The 17,329-nt window shown below is 58.7% G+C and carries 18 protein-coding genes; 9 read left to right on the top strand and 9 right to left on the bottom strand.

The window, feature by feature from the left end; translation table 11 throughout:
• Positions 1 to 78 precede the first annotated feature (78 nt).
• The 6 genes from ACZ5C3_RS19920 to ACZ5C3_RS19945 all read left to right on the top strand — a co-directional run bounded on the left by ACZ5C3_RS19920 (position 79) and on the right by ACZ5C3_RS19945 (position 6,437).
• A complete protein-coding gene (locus ACZ5C3_RS19920) occupies positions 79 to 1,389 on the top strand; it encodes an ABC transporter substrate-binding protein (RefSeq protein WP_464032371.1) in 1,311 nt (436 codons plus the stop codon).
• Positions 1,390 to 1,525: 136 nt separating this feature from the next.
• The gene (locus ACZ5C3_RS19925) at positions 1,526 to 2,422 is read left to right on the top strand and encodes a branched-chain amino acid ABC transporter permease (protein ID WP_464032372.1); all 897 of its coding nucleotides are present in this window, start codon (positions 1,526 to 1,528) and stop codon (positions 2,420 to 2,422) included.
• Entirely contained in the window at positions 2,419 to 3,414 is a 996-nt protein-coding gene (locus tag ACZ5C3_RS19930; RefSeq protein WP_464044236.1) for a branched-chain amino acid ABC transporter permease, read from the top strand. The genes ACZ5C3_RS19925 and ACZ5C3_RS19930 overlap by 4 nt, the downstream gene beginning before the upstream one ends.
• Positions 3,411 to 4,163: an ABC transporter ATP-binding protein gene (locus ACZ5C3_RS19935; protein WP_464032375.1), complete on the top strand. Its 753-nt coding sequence runs from the start codon at positions 3,411 to 3,413 to the stop codon at positions 4,161 to 4,163. The genes ACZ5C3_RS19930 and ACZ5C3_RS19935 overlap by 4 nt, the downstream gene beginning before the upstream one ends.
• Positions 4,160 to 4,816, top strand: coding sequence for an ATP-binding cassette domain-containing protein (locus ACZ5C3_RS19940; RefSeq protein ID WP_464032376.1), 657 nt, complete (start codon positions 4,160 to 4,162; stop codon positions 4,814 to 4,816). The genes ACZ5C3_RS19935 and ACZ5C3_RS19940 overlap by 4 nt, the downstream gene beginning before the upstream one ends.
• A gap of 25 nt (positions 4,817 to 4,841) precedes the next feature.
• On the top strand, positions 4,842 to 6,437 hold the full coding sequence (locus tag ACZ5C3_RS19945) for a class I adenylate-forming enzyme family protein (protein ID WP_464032378.1): 1,596 nt from the start codon (positions 4,842 to 4,844) through the stop codon (positions 6,435 to 6,437).
• A gap of 21 nt (positions 6,438 to 6,458) precedes the next feature.
• Here the strand turns inward: ACZ5C3_RS19945 and ACZ5C3_RS19950 are convergent, their stop codons facing one another.
• The 5 genes from ACZ5C3_RS19950 to ACZ5C3_RS19970 are packed head-to-tail and all read right to left on the bottom strand — an operon-like array spanning position 6,459 to position 11,020.
• Positions 6,459 to 7,298 carry a phosphodiesterase gene (locus tag ACZ5C3_RS19950; protein WP_464032380.1) on the bottom strand — a complete coding sequence of 280 codons (840 nt, stop codon included), beginning with the start codon at positions 7,296 to 7,298 and terminating at the stop codon, positions 6,459 to 6,461.
• 14 nt (positions 7,299 to 7,312) lie between these two features.
• Entirely contained in the window at positions 7,313 to 8,374 is a 1,062-nt protein-coding gene (locus tag ACZ5C3_RS19955) for an ABC transporter ATP-binding protein (RefSeq protein WP_464032382.1), read from the bottom strand.
• Positions 8,371 to 9,156, bottom strand: coding sequence for an ABC transporter permease (locus ACZ5C3_RS19960; RefSeq protein WP_464032384.1), 786 nt, complete (start codon positions 9,154 to 9,156; stop codon positions 8,371 to 8,373). Before ACZ5C3_RS19960 ends, ACZ5C3_RS19955 begins: the two co-directional genes overlap by 4 nt.
• Before the next feature lie 4 nt (positions 9,157 to 9,160).
• Positions 9,161 to 9,976, bottom strand: coding sequence for an ABC transporter permease (locus tag ACZ5C3_RS19965; RefSeq protein WP_464032386.1), 816 nt, complete (start codon positions 9,974 to 9,976; stop codon positions 9,161 to 9,163).
• A 36-nt stretch (positions 9,977 to 10,012) separates the two neighbouring features.
• Complete coding sequence (locus ACZ5C3_RS19970; RefSeq protein ID WP_464032388.1) at positions 10,013 to 11,020, bottom strand: ABC transporter substrate-binding protein; 1,008 nt, start codon at positions 11,018 to 11,020, stop codon at positions 10,013 to 10,015.
• Between the two features lie 378 nt (positions 11,021 to 11,398).
• Here ACZ5C3_RS19970 and ACZ5C3_RS19975 point away from each other — a divergent pair, with 378 nt between their 5' ends.
• Positions 11,399 to 12,406 carry a hypothetical protein gene (locus ACZ5C3_RS19975; protein ID WP_464032390.1) on the top strand — a complete coding sequence of 336 codons (1,008 nt, stop codon included), beginning with the start codon at positions 11,399 to 11,401 and terminating at the stop codon, positions 12,404 to 12,406.
• Between the two features lie 76 nt (positions 12,407 to 12,482).
• Here the strand turns inward: ACZ5C3_RS19975 and hisI are convergent, their stop codons facing one another.
• Together hisI and folE are read right to left on the bottom strand one after the other, a co-directional pair.
• On the bottom strand, positions 12,483 to 12,917 hold the full coding sequence (gene hisI, locus ACZ5C3_RS19980; RefSeq protein ID WP_464032392.1) for a phosphoribosyl-AMP cyclohydrolase: 435 nt from the start codon (positions 12,915 to 12,917) through the stop codon (positions 12,483 to 12,485).
• A 116-nt stretch (positions 12,918 to 13,033) separates the two neighbouring features.
• Entirely contained in the window at positions 13,034 to 13,702 is a 669-nt protein-coding gene (gene folE, locus ACZ5C3_RS19985; protein WP_464032394.1) for a GTP cyclohydrolase I FolE, read from the bottom strand.
• A gap of 265 nt (positions 13,703 to 13,967) precedes the next feature.
• Between folE and ACZ5C3_RS19990 the strand changes: the two genes are divergently transcribed.
• The gene (locus ACZ5C3_RS19990; RefSeq protein ID WP_464032396.1) at positions 13,968 to 14,468 is read left to right on the top strand and encodes an iron-sulfur cluster assembly scaffold protein; all 501 of its coding nucleotides are present in this window, start codon (positions 13,968 to 13,970) and stop codon (positions 14,466 to 14,468) included.
• A gap of 4 nt (positions 14,469 to 14,472) precedes the next feature.
• Here ACZ5C3_RS19990 and ACZ5C3_RS19995 read toward each other — a convergent pair whose 3' ends face one another.
• Positions 14,473 to 15,402 (bottom strand): COG3904 family protein, encoded by a 930-nt coding sequence (locus ACZ5C3_RS19995; protein ID WP_464032397.1) that lies wholly within the window; start codon positions 15,400 to 15,402, stop codon positions 14,473 to 14,475.
• A 255-nt stretch (positions 15,403 to 15,657) separates the two neighbouring features.
• Here ACZ5C3_RS19995 and yidD point away from each other — a divergent pair, with 255 nt between their 5' ends.
• Positions 15,658 to 15,996 (top strand): membrane protein insertion efficiency factor YidD, encoded by a 339-nt coding sequence (gene yidD, locus ACZ5C3_RS20000; protein WP_464032398.1) that lies wholly within the window; start codon positions 15,658 to 15,660, stop codon positions 15,994 to 15,996.
• Here yidD and ACZ5C3_RS20005 read toward each other — a convergent pair.
• Positions 15,993 to 17,141 (bottom strand): MFS transporter, encoded by a 1,149-nt coding sequence (locus tag ACZ5C3_RS20005; RefSeq protein ID WP_464032400.1) that lies wholly within the window; start codon positions 17,139 to 17,141, stop codon positions 15,993 to 15,995. The two genes, yidD and ACZ5C3_RS20005, sit on opposite strands and share 4 nt — an antisense overlap.
• Between the last annotated feature and the right edge of the window lie 188 nt (positions 17,142 to 17,329).

The following is a 17,329-nucleotide window of genomic DNA, read 5'->3' on the forward strand; positions in this document are numbered from 1 at the left end:
GCCTAAGCTTCCGATTCCAAGATGTCCGGCAAACGGACGCGGGAAAAGCCGGCAAGACCGGCCATTTGGGAGGACACAATGAATTACCTTTCGCGTATCAAGCGCTCGTTCGCGCTGTTCGCCACATGCTCTGGCGCAGTGCTGACATTTGCAACCCCCACGCCAGCTCAAGACAGTTTCAAGCTCGGCATCGTCACATTTTTGTCAGGCCCCGCGGCCGAAAGCTTCGGCGTACCGGCCAGCAAAGGCGCTCAATTTGTCATCGACGAATTGAACAAAGGCGCCGCACCAGCGCCCTACCAGAAAGGCGGCTTCGGCGGCATGAAGATCGAGCCGGTCGTGATCGACGAAAACGGCGGTGCGACAAAACAGGTCCAGGAGTTGCGCAACCTCTACCAGCGCGACAACGTCGATGCCGTGATCGGCTATATAGGTTCCGGTGATTGTCTCGCCGTCGCACCTATCGCCGAAGAGCTCAAGAAGCTGCTGTTGCTATTCGATTGCGGAACGCCGCGCATCTTCGAAGAAGCAAAATACAATTACGTGTTCCGCACGGCAGCGCATGCCACGATGGATAACGTCGCGCTCATTCGCTACATGAAATTGCGCAACATCAAGATGGGCAGCTTCTCGGCCATCAACCAGGATTATGCCTGGGGCCAGGACAGCCGGGCCGACTTCGTCGGAGCTGCAGGACAGCTCTATCCTGATGCCAAGCTCAACGCTGACCTGTTGCCGAAGTTCGGTGCCGGCCAATACGGCACGGAAATTTCGGCTCTCGTCAGTGCGGGCTCAGACGTCGTGTATTCCAGTCTCTGGGGCGGCGACCTGCAGGCATTTGTGCTGCAATCGGTGCCGCGCGGGCTCTCCAAGCGCAGCCAGCTTGTGTTGAGCGCCGCCGATCACGTCCTCCCGCCGCTCGGCGACAAAATGCCTGACGGTGTGATCATCGGTGCTCGCGGCGCTTACGGATTGATGTCGCAAAAATCACCCCTCAATGACTGGTTCTTCCAGGGCTATGAGAAGGCGAATGGCGTTTATCCGGTGCAGGCCGCCTATCGTGTGACGCAGTCGATCCTCGGATTGAAGAACGCGATCGAAAAGGCGATGGAGAAAAACGGCGGCAAGAAGCCAACTACAGACGAGATCATCACGGCGTTGACCGGCTCGGAATGGCAAAGCCCCGGCGGTTTGATTCAGATGAAGAATGGCGACGGTCATCAAGCCATCCAGCCGATCGCCATCAGCCGTACGAAGTACGATCCAACGAAGAAGCGGGTCGAACTAGTCGACATTCAGCTTTTCCCCGCAGAGTGCGTGAATCCGCCGCCGGGCATCAAGTCGGTCGACTGGATCAAGGGCGGGATGACCGGGGCGAAGTGCAACTAACCAGTGCTTTGTCTGACAGTGCACGCGGTGCGACGCTTTCGCTGCACCGCGTGACTGTCGCAAGCCATGTTCGCTCAGCCAGATTACCGCCAAACGCCAGTAGTCGTGCCCTTCGACAACCGCCTTAAAGAGACCGATGAATTTCTTTCTGACAATCATTCTCGATGGCCTGATCGAGGCATCATGGCTTTTCATTGTGGCGCTCGGACTGACACTCGTCTTCGGCGTCCTGAAAATCCTCAACATTGCGCATGGCAGCTTTTATGCGCTGGGAGCTTACCTTGCAGCGACTGCGGTGACGTTTGTTGCGGCACGCGGCCTCCCGCCGGCCGTGGGCTTTGTCGTGATGTTGGTCTCGGTCGCCGTCATCGCCGCTCTGATCGGCCTTCTACTCGAACGCGGCCTGCTCAAGATGTTTTACGGCCGCGACGAAGTCGTCCTGCTGCTGGTGACCTATGCGGTCTTCCTGATGCTGGAAGACATCACCAAACTGATCTGGGGCGTCAATCCGATCTATGCCAATCAGCCCTACGAGCTGTTCGGCAATGTTGAATTCGCCGGACTGTTCTATGTCGGCTACGATCTGGCGCTGATCCCGATGTCGATCGCGATCGGCCTCGCAGTGTGGTTTGGCCTCAACCGCACCGTGACCGGCAAGATCGTATCCGCCGTGATCCATAACGCCGAGATGAGCGCCAGCATGGGCGTGCGGGTCAATCGCGTCTACGCGATCGCATTCGCCATCGGCGTCCTGCTTGCCGCATTAGCGGGCGCCCTCACCGCGCCAAAAATTTCAGTCCAGCCTGGCTTGAGTTCAGAAGTCATTATTTTGAGTTTTGCGATCGTCGTTATCGGCGGGCTTGGCAGCGTCGAGGGTGCGGCTGTCGGCGCCATTCTTGTGGGCATGGCGAGAGCCGCGTCGGTTCACCTGCTGCCTCAAGCGGAATTGTTCATGATCTATCTGATCATGGCGGCGGTCCTTGTGTTTAAGCCCGAAGGGTTATTCCGCCGTGAAACCGCGAGGCGGATATGATGACGAACCGGAGCAATTACCTTTTCGGTCTGTTTAGTCTCATTATCGCAGCGGTGTTGTTCGGCCGTGTCATTCCGGCATGGACATTGTCCCTCGCAACCGTCGCAGCCTCAAATGCGCTGATCGCGCTCGGCATCGTCGTGCTTGCGCGAACTGGAAACGTCTCTTTTGGTCAGGGCCTGTTTTTTGCTGCTGGCGGTTATGGTGTCGCCCTGCTCGCTCATTCCTGGGGCCTTACGGATGCAGTTATACAAGTCTTGATTGGAGCCGTGTGTGGCGGCCTGCTCGGACTGATCATCGGACCGTTGATCGCGCGCTACACTGGCATCTTCTTCGGCATGCTCACCCTCGCGCTGTCCATGGTGCTCTATGGCGCGCTCGTTAAGACAACGATCCTCGGCGGTTCGGACGGCTTCAACGTCGGCCGCCCTACGCTGTTCGGCACGGCTTTCAATGATCCGCGTGAAGCGGACTTTATGCTTTACGCCGTGTCCGTCGTTGCCACCGGCCTCGCAGGCATCGCTGCAACGGTGTTCTTCCGTTCACAACTCGGCCTCATGAGCCTTGCCGTGCGGGAGAATAACCTGCGGGTCGAATATCTCGGGACATCCGCCAATCGTATCGTCACCATCAATTTCGTCATTGCTGCGATCTTTGCCGGTGCCAGCGGAGCCCTCAGCCTGATGGCGCAGCGCCACATCGACCCGCAATTCGCTTACTGGACGACGTCCGGCGAGTTCGTGTTCATCGCGATCCTTGCCGGAAGCCAGAGCGTTGCTGCCGTGTTCGTTGCGTCCCTTGCACTCGAACTGGTGCGCTCGTTTTCCAACCTGTATCTGCCGAACACCTGGCAACTTGTGCTTGGCTTGTTTCTGCTGGCCGTCATCCTGTTCCTGCCGCGCGGCATCGGTTCGCTCTGGACCAGCGTCAAACGCAAGCCAAGCGAGCCCCCACCGAGTCCGGTGATCGTTGAGAAAGGATCGGCAACATGACAACGCCTATTCTTTCCGTGCGTGGACTGGAAAAGCGCTTCGGCGCAGTTGTTGCCGCCGACAATATCAATATCGACATTCCCGCGGGACAGAAGGTGAGCCTGATCGGCGCGAACGGCGCGGGTAAGACCACGTTCGTCAATATGGTGACGGGCTATACCAAGGCCAACAGCGGGCAGATCGATCTCGATGGCTCGCCGATCGGCAGACGTTCACCCCGCGATGTCGCCAAGCTCGGCATCTCGCGGTCGTTCCAGATCCCACAGCTGTTCATCGAACTCACCGCTGCGGAGAACCTGACAGTCGCGGTCTCCAGTGCCACAGGCGGTTCGCTCTCCGGCATAGCAGCCGCTGAAGCAGATGGCCGCCACGAACAAGCTCTGGCACTCCTCGATCGCTTCGGCCTTGCAGCTCATGCCGACCGCCCGGTCTCCGAACTGGCGGGCGGCGTTCGCAAGCTGGTGGACATTGCCATGGCCCTGGCGCGGCGCCCCAAACTGTTGCTACTCGACGAGCCAACGTCAGGCGTCTCGACGGAAGAGAAATTTGCGACCATGGACCGGGTCATCCACGCTGTGTCTGGCGGCGCAGCGACCATTGTCTTTGTCGAGCACGATATGGATATCGTCAGCAAATATGCCGACCGCGTCATCGCCTTTTATAACGGGCGTATCCTCGCGGATGGCATCCCGGACCAGGTGCTGAAAGATGCGGAAGTGCGCCGTTATGTGACGGGAGGCGCACGATGACTCACCCCCTGATGGAAGTCGACAACCTCGCCGTCGAGATCCAGTCGATGCCAGCATTGCGTGGATTCAGCATGCAGCTGCCGGAAGGCAAGATGATCAGTCTGGTCGGCCGCAATGGGGCCGGTAAAACCACGCTGATGCGATCGATTATGGGGCACCTCACGCCACGCCTGGGGACCATCCGGTTCGACGGCGAGGATCTCTCTGCCCTGCCGCGCCATGCTCGCGCGGGTCTCGGCATCGGCTATATGCCTGAGGACCGCGGACTTGTCCCGCAATTGACCGTCGAGGAAAACATCCTGTTGCCGCTCTGGGTCTCGAAAGAGATCGATCGGAAAGCCAGACTTGAATTGGTTTACGATGTGATCGGCGAACTCACCACGATGCGCGACCGCAAGGCATTACTTCTCAGCGGCGGACAGCAGAAACTCGTCGCACTCGGCCGAGCGCTCGGCATCGGCACCCGATGCCTTCTGCTTGACGAGCCATTCGAGGGCATCGCACCTGCCCTGTCCGAACGCATTTCGGAAGTTTTGGCATCGCTCAAGGGAAAAGGCTTAACTGTCTTGATGTCACAATCCGATTTAAATCATTCGCGCACGCTGTTTGATCGAGAGTTCGTGATCGAACGCGGCGCAAATCTGGCAACCTGACACCTGAGATCAGGGAGGAAACACGATGGACTGGTCAGAATATCCTATTCCCGCCATGCGCCTGGAAGCACGCTTCGGCGATCGTGTTATTCCCCTTTTCGAGAGCAGACCGTCCGACCTCTGGACGATGATCGCCGAAGCTGCCGCGCGCAATCCCGATGGCGAAGCGCTGATCTGCGGCGACCAGCGGATGACTTGGCGCGAAGTGGTGCACGCCTCTGCGCAACTGGCTACCGGCTTCAAGGAAGTGGGATTGCAGCCTGGCGATCCTATCGGGCTGTTGCTCGGAAATCGCCTGGAATTCGTGCTGGCCATGTTCGGGGCCGCGCATCTCGGCCTCATCACCGTCATGCTGAGCACACGGCAACAAAAGCCGGAGATCGCCTATGTCCTGACCGACTGCGGCGCCAAGCTCATCATTCACGAAGACTATATGGCAGACCGCCTGCCAGACCCCGGCGACGTGCCGGAATTGCTCCATCGTGTTTCGATGGGAACGACGGCGGGATCACTGCACTTCCAGGACTTGATCGCGACCGAACCCGCGCGAACACCTGCGAAAGTCAGCGAAGAAGATACGGCAATGATCCTTTACACGTCCGGCACTACCGGACGTCCAAAGGGCGCAATGCTGTCCCATTGCAATATCATCCATTCCTCGATGATCTACGAAGCGTTTATGTCGCTGACGGAAGAGGATCGGTCGATCGCAGCAGTCCCGTTGTCTCACGTTACCGGCGTTGTTGCGAACGTGACCACTATGGCCCGGTGTGCCGGGACATTGATCATTATTCCGGATTTCAAGGCAGGCGAATATATGAAGGTCCTCTCGCGCGAGCGAGCGACACAGTCCGTCATGGTCCCGGCTATGTATAACCTGTGCCTGCTGCAAAGCGATTTTGATTCCTACGATCTATCATCCTGGCGGATCGGTGGCTTCGGCGGGGCGCCGATGCCGATAGCGACTATCGAGAGATTGGCGCAAAAAATCCCTGGGCTACAGCTCATCAATGTCTACGGCTCGACGGAGACCACCTCCCCGTCGACAGCCATGCCGCCAACACTCACCGCGACGCATATCGACAGCGTTGGGCTTCCCTGCCCCGGCGTCCATATTACTGTGATGGATGCCGATGGCCGCGAGTTGCCACGCGGCGAAGTTGGAGAAATCTGGATCCAGAGCGGCTCTGTCATCAAAGGTTACTGGAACAATCCGCGCGCGACGGCGGAAAGCTTCACCGGCGGCTATTGGCACTCCGGCGATCTGGGGTCGATCGACGACAACAATTTCGTTCGCGTCCTCGACCGTCAGAAAGACATGATCAACCGGGGCGGCTTGAAGATCTTCTCCGCCGAAGTGGAATCCGTCCTTGCAAGCCATCCGGCTGTAGTGGAGAGCGCTGTGGTGGCACAGCCCTGCCCGGTGCTGGGCGAACGTGTTCACGCCGTCGTCGTCACGCGCGATGACACCGACTCACCAACGCTGCGCGCTTGGTGCGCAGAACGCCTCTCCGATTACAAGGTCCCGGAAACGATCACGCTGAGCACCAAACCGCTGCCACGCAATGCCAACGGCAAGGTTATGAAGAAGGTCATCCGCGACGCGCTGGCAGGCGTTTAAAAAGCGCCTGCAGAAGCTCGCTTAAAGTAACTTCCCGTCCGGCCCGAAAAAGGGATGCGGCCCACCGAACTCACCGATTGGTACGGTGTGCGTAACGACACGGCCAAACTTGTCGCCGGGAAACCAGCTGTGCAGATGGAAGGCCGGCGGCTCGATCTTGAAAGACGGCTCACGAAGTTTACCCAGATCGAGATCAACTGCATGGTTCGGCGCCGGGCAAATCGTCGCAACAGTCCCGGCAAACATCGTGAAGGCCGTGCGATGGACATGCCCTGCAGCAACAAGCTGCACACGGGGATGTTGCCGAACGATCGCTTCCAGTTCACCCGCGTTCAAAAGATTTTGCCTGTCCATGTGCCAGATGCCGGCAATGAAAGGCGGATGGTGGAGAAAAAGCAGCGCAGGCCGTTCTCGCGACGAAGCCAATGTTTGATCGAGCCACTGCAACGTCGGTGCTTCGAGCTCGCCGTGAGGTTTTCCGGGAACACTGGAATCTAGCAGCACGAGATCAAGCTCACCGAGCTGGATGACTTGATTGAGCGCTCCGGACGAGAATGCGTAGGCCTGCTCAGGAAATGCAGATCGCATCATCTCGCGCGAGTCGTGATTTCCCGGAATACCGACGAATGGCAATTCGAGCGATGCGAGAAGCCGCTTGAGATGTTCGTATTCGCCCACTGCGGGCGTATCGACGAGATCGCCGGATATCACGACAAGATCCGGCTTCGGATTTAACGCATTCAGTACGGCGATGCAGCGATCAAGCGCCTTCGCTGTATCGACCCGTCCATAAGCAAGATCGCCCGGCGATTTGATATGCAGATCCGAGAGCTGTGCAATGAGAACTGGTTTTTGCGACATCTGGACTCAACCTCTCACTTGTCTGCCGGCAGCAGACGTATGGCATCCTGCGCAATCGACAATCCAACGCGCTCCCCGGGCTGGGCCCTGATCGTATTGGGCGCGTCGATCGCCAGCAATTTGTCCGAAGCATTCCTAACAACGATGCGCTGCCGATCGCCAGTGAAGCCCACGCTGTCAATCACCCCCGCGAGAGGCGCCCCCTCGGCATGGATAATCTGGATCGTCTCCGGCCGGATCATGGCAACCGCACTGGCCAGATTTTCACCACCACCGATTGCCAATCTGCCGCCGGGCAAAACAAAATGGCCATCCACAAGCGGAGCTTCGATGATGTTGGCCGCTCCAATGAACTCAGCGACGAAACGGCTCTGTGGTGCGAAATAGATATCGCGCGGCGTACCAATTTGAGCAATGGCACCCTTCCGCATCACGACAACCCGGTCACCAAGCTCCATGGCCTCAGCCTGATCATGAGTAACATAAATCGCCGTGATACCGAGGGCGCGCAGCAAGCGGTTAAGCTCACTGCGCAAACGGTCACGCAGCGCCGCGTCAAGCGCTGTCAGCGGTTCATCAAGAAGCAAGATGCCGGGACGGATGGCCACGGCCCGCGCCAAGGCCACACGTTGACGTTGGCCGCCGGAGAGCTGATCTATGCGGCGATTTTCCAGCCCACCGATATTGGTAAGCTCCACCAGCTCGGCGATGCGGCGCGCGCGTTCGGCTTTACTAACGCCCCGGATCTTCAGGCCGTATCCGATGTTATCGGACACGGTCATGTTCGGAAACAGAGCATAAGACTGGAAGACCATCCCGACGTTGCGCTGCTCGATCGGCACCGGCGTCATATCCTTGCCGTCGAACAGCACGCGCCCACCGGCATCCGGCAACTCAAGGCCGGCAATAATCCGCAGCATCGTGGTCTTGCCGCAGCCGGATGGACCGAGCAGCACCAGCGTCTCTCCGCGCGCGATATCGAGTGTTGCCGGTTCGAGTGCGTGTGTGCCGTCCGCGAACGTCTTGCCGCAGTTCTCGATCCGGACCGCCACGCCGTGTCCTTCAACCACACTCATTTCTTCCGCCTCTCATCGGCCAGAATCTGCATCGCCACCAAAAGCGGAACGATCATCACAAAGAAGATCAGCGTGTAAGCCGAAGCAACCTCCAGCCGCATCGACGCATAACTATCTGCGAGCCCGACCGGCAACGTCTTGGTCAGTGGGGTGTGGAGCATCCAGGTGAGATTGAATTCACCGAGTGACAGCGTCACCACCATCAAAGATCCGGCGAGAATGCCGGGCATGGCATTGGGCACGATCACGTCGAGAAAGCGCCGCCACGGGGAAGCGCCCAGCGAGGCCGCCCCTTCGTCCAAGGTCTTGATATCGATCGTGGCGAATACCGCCATGATCGAGCGCACCATGAACGGCAGCGTAAACACGACGTGGCCGACAAGGATGAACAACCAGGAGCGGCGGAAGCTTCCAAAACCTCCGTAAGTCAGCAACAGCCCCAGCGCGATGGCAAGACCGGGAATGGCTAACGGGAGGGTGATGATTTCCTCGATAATGCGCGACAGTCGCCCGCCCCGCACATGCAGCGCGTAAGCTGCCGGCACGCCTACCAGCAGCGTCACCGCAAGCGTCGCAAACGCGATGATGAACGACAGCAAGATCGTTCCGGCATAGAGATCCCAAACTTGGAATACCCATTGCAAGGTCACGCCGGATTGGATGCCTCGAAAGTAATTGACCGTCACTCCGGCTGAAATCGACAGGATTGCAGGCACGACCAAAAACGCCGCAACGAGCAGCGTGAAGATCAGTTGTCCGGTGAAGATCAGGCGATCACGCATGGCGTCACCCAGCCGCGGCGACAGTGCCGCCAGTAAATGAGCGCGCAATCGCCAGCATCGCCCACGCGATGATTCCGAGGCCAACCGACAGCGATGCTGAAGTTGCAAGGTTCGCCGCAAGGGTGAACTCGGTATAGATCAGCATCGGCAGCACATCGATGTTGGTGGCAAGCGTGAACGCCGTGCCAAACGCACCCATTGCCGTTGCAAATGCAATCGCACCGGAGGCTACGAACGCCGGCGCCAACGCAGGCAACACCACGTCGCGTTGCACAGCCCAAGGGCTGGCGCCGAGCGAGCGCGCGGCTTCTTCCAGACCAACGTCCAGTTTCTGAACGGCGGCCATAATGGTTAGAATGACGCGTGGAATAGAGAAGTACAAATAGCCCAGCAGCAAGCCATAGATTGAGTATGCAAAGACGATCTTGTCTCCGGTCAAGCGGTTTGACAGATCACCGATCAAGCCCTGCCGTCCAGCGAGCAGGATGATCATGAAGCCGACCACCACTCCGGGAAATGCCAGTGGAAACGTCAGCATCGCGATCAGGATTGCGCGGCCAGGAAAGCGATGGCGCTGAAGAAACATGCCGGCGATGGTTGAGATCGCAAGCGTCAGAACAGTCGTCGCCGCGGCCAGCAGCACGGTGTTGATCAACGTCGCGCGATAGCGCGGCTCCGTCAAAATCGCGAAGTATTCGGCAAAACCGCGCGGCCCTTCCATCCCCGCCACGACCAGCCGTGTCATCGGCAACAGAAAAAATGCCGTGGTGACCACGGCGAGCGGCAGCAAACACAGCCAGACGAAGGATCGATGCGACATGGAGAAATGGCGCCCTTATTAGAGCGCCATATTGCCTCAGCGAACTTCCGCGAGATAGCGGTCAGTAAAAGCTTTCTGCACGCTTTCCATCGCGCCCCAATCCACGCTCTTGGCCCGTGCGTAGTCGCTGTCAGGCAAGAACTTGGACTTGACCGCTTCCGGGAGCTCGATCTTGCGCGCCGGACGCAGATAGGCGTTGGTCCAGATCGCCTGTCCCTTGTCGGACAGGAGATAGTCCATCACCTTCTTGGCCTTTTCCTTGTCGGGCGCGTTCTTTACGAGACCCACGACATAGGGAAACACCACCGAACCTTCGCACGGAATGACAAACTCAAAGTTGCCCTTCTCGGTGTACTTCGCGCGGTAGGCGTTGAAGTCATAGTCGAACAGAATCGGCATTTCGCCAGACACAACACGGGCATAGGACGTTTGCTTCGGCACGATTGGCTGGTTCTTCTGCAATTCCTTGAAGAAGTTCAGACCGGGGTTGAAGTCCTGTGCCGAGCCGCCGAGCGCGAGGTTGACGGCGACCGCGCCGACGTAACCGACCGCAGCCGACGACGGATCGAGGTACCCGACCATGCCCTTATAGTCGGGCTTCAGCAGGTCCTTCCAGCAGGCAGGCACCGGCTTGCCGCCGAGCGCATCCTTGTTCACGAACAAGCCGAGGGTGCCGGAATGGATCGTGGTCCAGTAACCATCGGGGTCCTTCAGACCCGCATCGACCTGATCCCAATGCGCGGGCTTGTACGGCTCCAGTGCATCCTGCGTTTTCGCCTTCATGCCGAAGGTCACGCCAAAGTAGCCGATGTCGGCGACCGGATTGGCCTTCTCAGCAAGGATCTGCGCGAGAGCCTGCCCGGAATTCTTGTTGTCGTGCGGAATATCGTAGCCAAGATCGGTCTTGACCGACTTGAGCATCGTGGCCCAGTCAGCCCACTCAGGTGGGCAGTTGTAGCAGATCACGTCGGCGGCCTGAGCGGCATGCCACGGGGCAAAAATCGACAGCACCATCGCCGCCAAAATCGCGCGGAAAACCTTCATTGCTCCAGCTCCATCGTACGTGAATTCAGTATGGTCGGGCCTGCGCGCCATGCACTATACGCGGCGTATGAACGATTTGCGACAGTGCTAGTGTCCGCTTCCGAAGTTCGCATTATTTCGCTGCACCACCGTTTGCGAACTTCGGAATCGAAGGACACTAGCAAGTTATTGACCTAGTGTGGCTTTGGTTCAGAAGTCCGCATTCCGGACTCGCCGCGCAAACGATGCGGACTTCTAAACCGCCACGCTAGTGGTTTTTGCTCCGCAACAGTTGATGACATAAGATCGGTATTCGGGACATTGTTGAATGTCACCGTCACGTCATTCCGCTCACCCGCGCACCAGTCATCAGCCGAACGTACTCAAGGACAACTTCGCATGATACGCGCCCTTCGCCGCCTCGCCTTATCGCTGCCCGCAGTCGCGCTTCTGATCTCGCCATCCCTCATCACTCCCGCGACCGCTGCAGAAAGTGTCGGTGGCGACAACGCCTTCTCGTTCGTGGCGCTCGGCGACATGCCCTACAACCTTCCCGGCGACTACGCGAAGTTCGATCGTTTGATTGCCACCATCAATGCGATGAAGCCGGCGTTCACGCTGCACATGGGCGACATCAAATCCGGCGGCGTCCCCTGCAGCGATGAGATCTTGAAGAAATCCTACGATCAGATCCGGACGTTTGCGGGCGCGCTGGTTTACACCATTGGTGACAATGAATGGACCGATTGCCACCGCAAGTCGGCGGGAGGCTTTGATCCGCGCGAGCGATTAGCAAAGGTGCGCGAGATGTTCTTCGCCACTCCGAACAAGTCGCTCGGCCAAAAGCCGATCGACATCGAGAGTCAAGCGCAGATCATGCCGGAATATTCCACCTTCGTGGAGAACGCACGCTTTGCCAAAAACGGCGTGCAATTCATCAGCGTACACGTCGTCGGCTCAAACAACGGTTTTGAGGCCGAAGATCCCGAAGCCGCCAAGGAGTTCTTTCCCCGCGACAAGGCAAATATCGCCTGGATCCGGGCAAGCTTCGCGAGGGCAAAGGAAAGCAACGCAAAAGCCGCCGTCATCTTCATGCAGGCTGAATTCGATCAGGCTCGCTTCCCGAATGGCTCAATGCCGCGCCAATCCGGCTTCACGCATGTGCTCGACGCCATCGAGGCCGGCGCAAAGGAGTTCGGCAAGCCCGTGCTCGTGATCAATGGCGACGAACACTTCATCGAGCTGACGCCGCTCAGGAACAGTCGCGGCAAGCCAATCCCGAATGTGCTGCGCCTAATGGTTTATGGCGATGGCGACGTCCACGCTATTCGTGTGCTCGTCGATCCCGACAGTGCGGGTGTATTCGGCTTCGTGCCGCTGATCATTCCGGAGAACCTCAACAAGTAAAAGCGTTTTCAAGCGAAGTGGGCACCGGTTCGCGTGAAGAAAACGCGTCAAAATAATTGAGGCTCTCCGCTCGGTTTCAGCGATAGACCTTCGACGGGTCAAACATTCTGTCAGCGTCCACAAACACGAGCTTTGCTGAGCCAGTATCATTCGTCACTGCGCGATAGAAGCACGAGCGTCTGCCGGTGTGGCAGGCGCCGCCTCCCGCTTGCTCGACACGTATCCAGACCGCATCCTGGTCGCAATCCATGCGCATCTCGACAACACGCTGAACGTGACCGGAGCTTTCGCCCTTGCGCCACAGCGCCTTGCGTGAGCGGCTGTAATACCAGGCTTGCCCCGTCTCGATGGTTTTGCGGAGCGCTTCGTCGTTCATATGCGCAACCATCAGCACATCGCCTGAGGCCGCATCTGTTGCGACGCAAGTGACAAGACCGGCCGCATCGAATTTGGGCTGGAACGTCACCCCTTCCTCGATGTCGAGCGCCTGAGATGAATGTGCTTCAGTCACGGGTCATGTCCGATAGATTTCTCTGCCGCCGCGAGAACAACTCAACGTCCTCGCCAGCGACCTGATGTTTCAGATCATAGCTAGCAATTCTAGGAGTCAGACGCCAAGGGTTGGCGTCACACTCCGCGGACCATATTGAGGAAACGCGCCTGCTCTTCAGGATTATCCTGGAACACCCCGGTGAAGCGCGACGTGAGAGTCTTGGCGCCTTCCTTGCCAATGCCGCGTACCGACATGCAGGTGTGCTCGGCTTCCATCACCACCGCGACACCGCGCGGCTTGAGGATGGCGTTGATTGCGCCGGCAACCTGCGCCGTCAGATGCTCCTGGGTCTGCAGGCGATGCGCGAAGATATCGACCAGACGCGCAAGCTTGGACAGCCCCACAACGCGGTCCACCGGCGCGTAAGCGATATGCGCCTTGCCGTAGAACGGCATCATGTGATGCTCGCAATGCGAGTTGAAATTGATATCGCGGATCAGGACGAAATCGTCGTAGCCCGCTGTCTCGCCAAAGGTGCGGTTGAGCACCTCGGCTGGGCAAAGCGCGTAGCCCTGGAACAACTCGTCATAGGCTTCCACCACGCGCCGCGGGGTATCGAGCAGGCCCTCACGGGCGGTGTCCTCGCCGATATAGGCCAGCAACGTCTTCACGGCATGCTCAGCCTCCTCGCGCGATGGGCGCACCACGTCGGGGCGGATGGCTGAGGCCATGTAGTCGGAAGCAGGAATTTCGGACTTGTCCGCAGGCTTGGCAGTGCGGATAGGCTTGATGATCGCGTCCATATCGTCTCCGTTCGACCGTCCCTCTTGCCGCAATAACCCTTACGGAGGGCCGGAGTGTCACCGGTCAGCCGCGGCAGCCCAACTTGCTGCTGGACGCCTCACCTTGCGGATTGGCAGCTAATTTCAGGAAAATCGCCGCGATTTCCCCGCATTGCTGAGATGCAGGCGGTTTATTCCTGCGTCTATGACACTATATAGGAACCGGGTACCGACCGCCAAGGGTTGCCGGCCGGCAAGGGTCTTATGCAAGAGCGAATTTGATCGCATGCTGAACGACATCTACAACAAGAAAATCATCGAATTGGCGGGGAATACTCCACGTCTGGGCCGCCTTTCCGACCCGGACGCCTCCGCGACCGCCCACTCGAAACTGTGCGGATCCACCGTCAAGGTCGACCTCAAGATGAAGGACGGCGTGGTGAGCGACTTCGCCCACGACGTGAAGGCATGTGCCCTGGGGCAGGCCTCCTCCTCCATCATGGCCCGCCACGTGATCGGCTCGAACGCAGCCGAATTGCGCGAACTGCGCGAAACCGTGCGCAAGATGCTCAAGGAAAACGGGGCGCCCCCTGAAGGAAAATGGGGCGACATTGCGCTGCTCGAACCAGTCCGCGACTACAAGGCCCGCCACGCCTCGACGATGCTGACCTTCGACGCAGTCGTCGATGCGATCGGCCAGATCGAGGCCAAGACTTCCCCTCAGCAGACTTCCGCTGAGCAGGCATCCGGCCAGCCGGCTGAAAACCTCGCATCAATACAAAATTAACGAGTTACTTGCGGTCAACGCTCGCCGGAGCTGCGCCACCTGTCGGCGGCTCAGCCGTCGCTGTTTTAGTCGGCTGCGGACTCAGCTGCGTGCTCTTGGCTGCCGTATCGACGGCACTGACAAAACGATCCTGAACCTGCTTGGAAGCGACCTCGGCAGCACCGCTCTTCGTTTCAGGAACGGCCTTCACCTCGGCGACCGCATCCGTCGTGATCAGATTGGTGAGACGCAACTCCGTTGCCGACAACTCATGCAGCGGCTCCCAAGGCGGCACGCTCAAAGCAAGCGACAGCAGATCGCCCGACCCACCCATATCGAAGGTATATTTTGCGAGGCGGCCAACATCGCGCTGGACGATCATCAAATCCTGCGCGGAGTAGCTCGACGCCTTCGCATCGTCAGCACGATCTCCCATCCAGATCTGATGCACGCGAACGTGCGCGCCAGCCGGAACCTGGCGCGTATTCCCGGAGAGCAGCAAGAAAACGCACATCGACTCGCAATAAGCGTCCGACGCAATCGTGCGCTTGGCGTTGCCGGCTTCGGCCTTCTCTACGATGGTACCGACAGTGGTGCGAAGACCGAGTTCTCGCCAACGCCGTCCGAGCGTGATCGCATCGAGCACGGAGCCGCCGCTTGAATCGAGCACGACGGTGCTGCCCTTCAGCTTCCGCTGCTTGGAAAACTCATCGAACTTGGCGGGCGTATCCGACGTGATGATGCCGACCGCAGCAATCCAGCCGTTGCAATCACGATCACACGTGGTTGACGCCTCGTGCCAGGCGAAGGTCATCGGAAGCTTGCGGACTTCCAGACTTGCGTCGGCTCGCGTTGTTGACACGCCGAGCATAGCCGGGCCTGTCAGCGAAAGACAAAAGACGCTGGCGCAAATTCGCACCCAGCCGCCGAGAGTAAGCGACTTCACGAGCTGCAAGTTTGGTTCCTTCCCCGCCCGATTGAGCAACGGCATCGGCCCCTTACCGCGTGACGATTCCGTCACGTGGACGTTATGAAAAAGTAACCGTGCGAACGGTCAGCGTCTATTACACTTTTGCTGCGACGCAGCCTCAGCTGTGCAATAATTCGCGAGGTGTGGCGCGAAAGACAGCCGGTTCCAGTTCCTCGCGAAGGAACCTGCCAATTCGGCGCCCGCGGATTCTACAAACGATGGAAAAGTCGCCAAAATAAGATGAGGCATTCGATTCATTGTTCTGATTGCGGTGGCGCACTTCATCGCCTGCCGCGCAATGCAGGGCGCGGGCTGATCTGGATTTATCGCCATACCCTGTCGCCCCTCGTCGGCTACAACTGCCGACACCTTCCGACATGTTCGGTCTATGGCGATGAAGCGATCGCGAAGTTCGGCCTATGGGCAGGCGGATGGATGACGTTGGCACGTTTGCTGCGCTGCCAACCATGGGGCACATCCGGCATCGACAACGTGCCCAATGTTACGCCCGCCGATGCGCGGTGGTATCTGCCATGGCGCTACGCGCGATGGCGCGGTGTTAACAACGGCTCGAGTTAGTTCGCGCCGGCCCGCGGCTTCGTCAACACGATCAGGACAAGAGCGACGACGATGAAAGCGATCGCAGCATAGTTCATCGCTGCAAAGGCACTGCGGACATAGAGCATACCTCCAATCGCAGAGCCAATCCCCTGACCGATGTAGAGCATCGAGGTATTGAGCGACACGGAAGCACTGGCGAGCGACGGCTTTGCAGCGACCAATCGCACCTGCTGCATTGAGTTGATGGCAGCGAAGCCAAAGCCCCAGAAGACGATCGCAGCAAAGATGGCGGGCACTGTTTCCGATCCGATCGCCCAACCAATGACACCAGTCAGCAGCGATACCGTAAACAACAACGATGACCGCCATGCTCCCCAGGAATCCACAATCCTGCTTGCGAGCATGTTGCCGACAAAACTCGTCGCGCCCCATGTCAGGAATACAAACGCGATCGTCTCGGGGCTGGCGTTCGCCAATCGAGTCATCAACGGCGCGGCGAAGGTAAAGATGACGTACTGGCCCGCCATGTGACAGGACGTGATGACAAGCAGCATCAAAACGAGAGGATTGCGGCCGAGCACGGTCCAGGTTTTGAGATCTACCAGCACCCCAGACAATCCGGCGGGCAACCGCCAGGCCACGAGCAATGAGCTGACAAAGGCGATGGCGGCGATGCCGGCATAAGCAAACCGCCAGCTGCTATGGCTTGCAACATAAGTTATGGCCGGCAAACCCAGCGCAGCCGCGAGCGACCAGCCGAGAAACACGTAGGACATCGTGCCCCCACGCCTTTCGGGCGGCACAATCATTGACGCGGTGCCGGCAGCCTGCGGCGTAAACAGAGCTCCCACCGCCAGCATCACCAAACGAAACGCGAGCAGCGCCATATAATTCGGAGCAAATGCGGAGGCGAGATGCGCCGCCGACATGAACATCAGTGTTCCGGCAAGCAAAAGTCTGCGATCAAAACGGCTGGTGAGCCAGGCCGTGAGGGGCGATCCAATGCACAGCACGACGGCCCCGAATGTCACAAGCAGACCAGCTTCTCGAATCGTGACATCGAGCCCTTCGGCCAGTTGCCCGAGCATGCCGGCAGGCGCCATCACGCTTACACCCGTGACGAAATTGCCAAGCATCAGAGCTGTGGGCGCAAAGCGTTTCATAGTGCCTTGTAGCAGGCGAACATTTAAATGCAACTGCATGAAAATACATGCCTGCGTACCGAGCGCCCGTCTAGCCTTAGGCCCAGCCTATTCGTATCCGCGCCTTCGCAGTGATGTAGCAAAACGTGCATATCTGATCGTTGCAGCGCCCGATTCGGCTGCTATACAACCGTATCGCTTACCTGCGC

Source organism: Afipia dichlorophenoxyacetatis (genome assembly GCF_055386385.1).

Coding starts and splice junctions, on each gene's coding strand:
- ACZ5C3_RS19920 (WP_464032371.1), top strand. CDS start 79: ATGAATTACCTTTCGCGTATCAAGCGCTCGTTCGCGCTGTTCGCCACA.
- ACZ5C3_RS19925 (WP_464032372.1), top strand. CDS start 1,526: ATGAATTTCTTTCTGACAATCATTCTCGATGGCCTGATCGAGGCATCA.
- ACZ5C3_RS19930 (WP_464044236.1), top strand. CDS start 2,419: ATGATGACGAACCGGAGCAATTACCTTTTCGGTCTGTTTAGTCTCATT.
- ACZ5C3_RS19935 (WP_464032375.1), top strand. CDS start 3,411: ATGACAACGCCTATTCTTTCCGTGCGTGGACTGGAAAAGCGCTTCGGC.
- ACZ5C3_RS19940 (WP_464032376.1), top strand. CDS start 4,160: ATGACTCACCCCCTGATGGAAGTCGACAACCTCGCCGTCGAGATCCAG.
- ACZ5C3_RS19945 (WP_464032378.1), top strand. CDS start 4,842: ATGGACTGGTCAGAATATCCTATTCCCGCCATGCGCCTGGAAGCACGC.
- ACZ5C3_RS19950 (WP_464032380.1), bottom strand. CDS start 7,298: ATGTCGCAAAAACCAGTTCTCATTGCACAGCTCTCGGATCTGCATATC.
- ACZ5C3_RS19955 (WP_464032382.1), bottom strand. CDS start 8,374: ATGAGTGTGGTTGAAGGACACGGCGTGGCGGTCCGGATCGAGAACTGC.
- ACZ5C3_RS19960 (WP_464032384.1), bottom strand. CDS start 9,156: ATGCGTGATCGCCTGATCTTCACCGGACAACTGATCTTCACGCTGCTC.
- ACZ5C3_RS19965 (WP_464032386.1), bottom strand. CDS start 9,976: ATGTCGCATCGATCCTTCGTCTGGCTGTGTTTGCTGCCGCTCGCCGTG.
- ACZ5C3_RS19970 (WP_464032388.1), bottom strand. CDS start 11,020: ATGAAGGTTTTCCGCGCGATTTTGGCGGCGATGGTGCTGTCGATTTTT.
- ACZ5C3_RS19975 (WP_464032390.1), top strand. CDS start 11,399: ATGATACGCGCCCTTCGCCGCCTCGCCTTATCGCTGCCCGCAGTCGCG.
- folE (WP_464032394.1), bottom strand. CDS start 13,702: ATGGACGCGATCATCAAGCCTATCCGCACTGCCAAGCCTGCGGACAAG.
- ACZ5C3_RS19990 (WP_464032396.1), top strand. CDS start 13,968: ATGCTGAACGACATCTACAACAAGAAAATCATCGAATTGGCGGGGAAT.
- yidD (WP_464032398.1), top strand. CDS start 15,658: ATGAGGCATTCGATTCATTGTTCTGATTGCGGTGGCGCACTTCATCGC.
- ACZ5C3_RS20005 (WP_464032400.1), bottom strand. CDS start 17,141: ATGAAACGCTTTGCGCCCACAGCTCTGATGCTTGGCAATTTCGTCACG.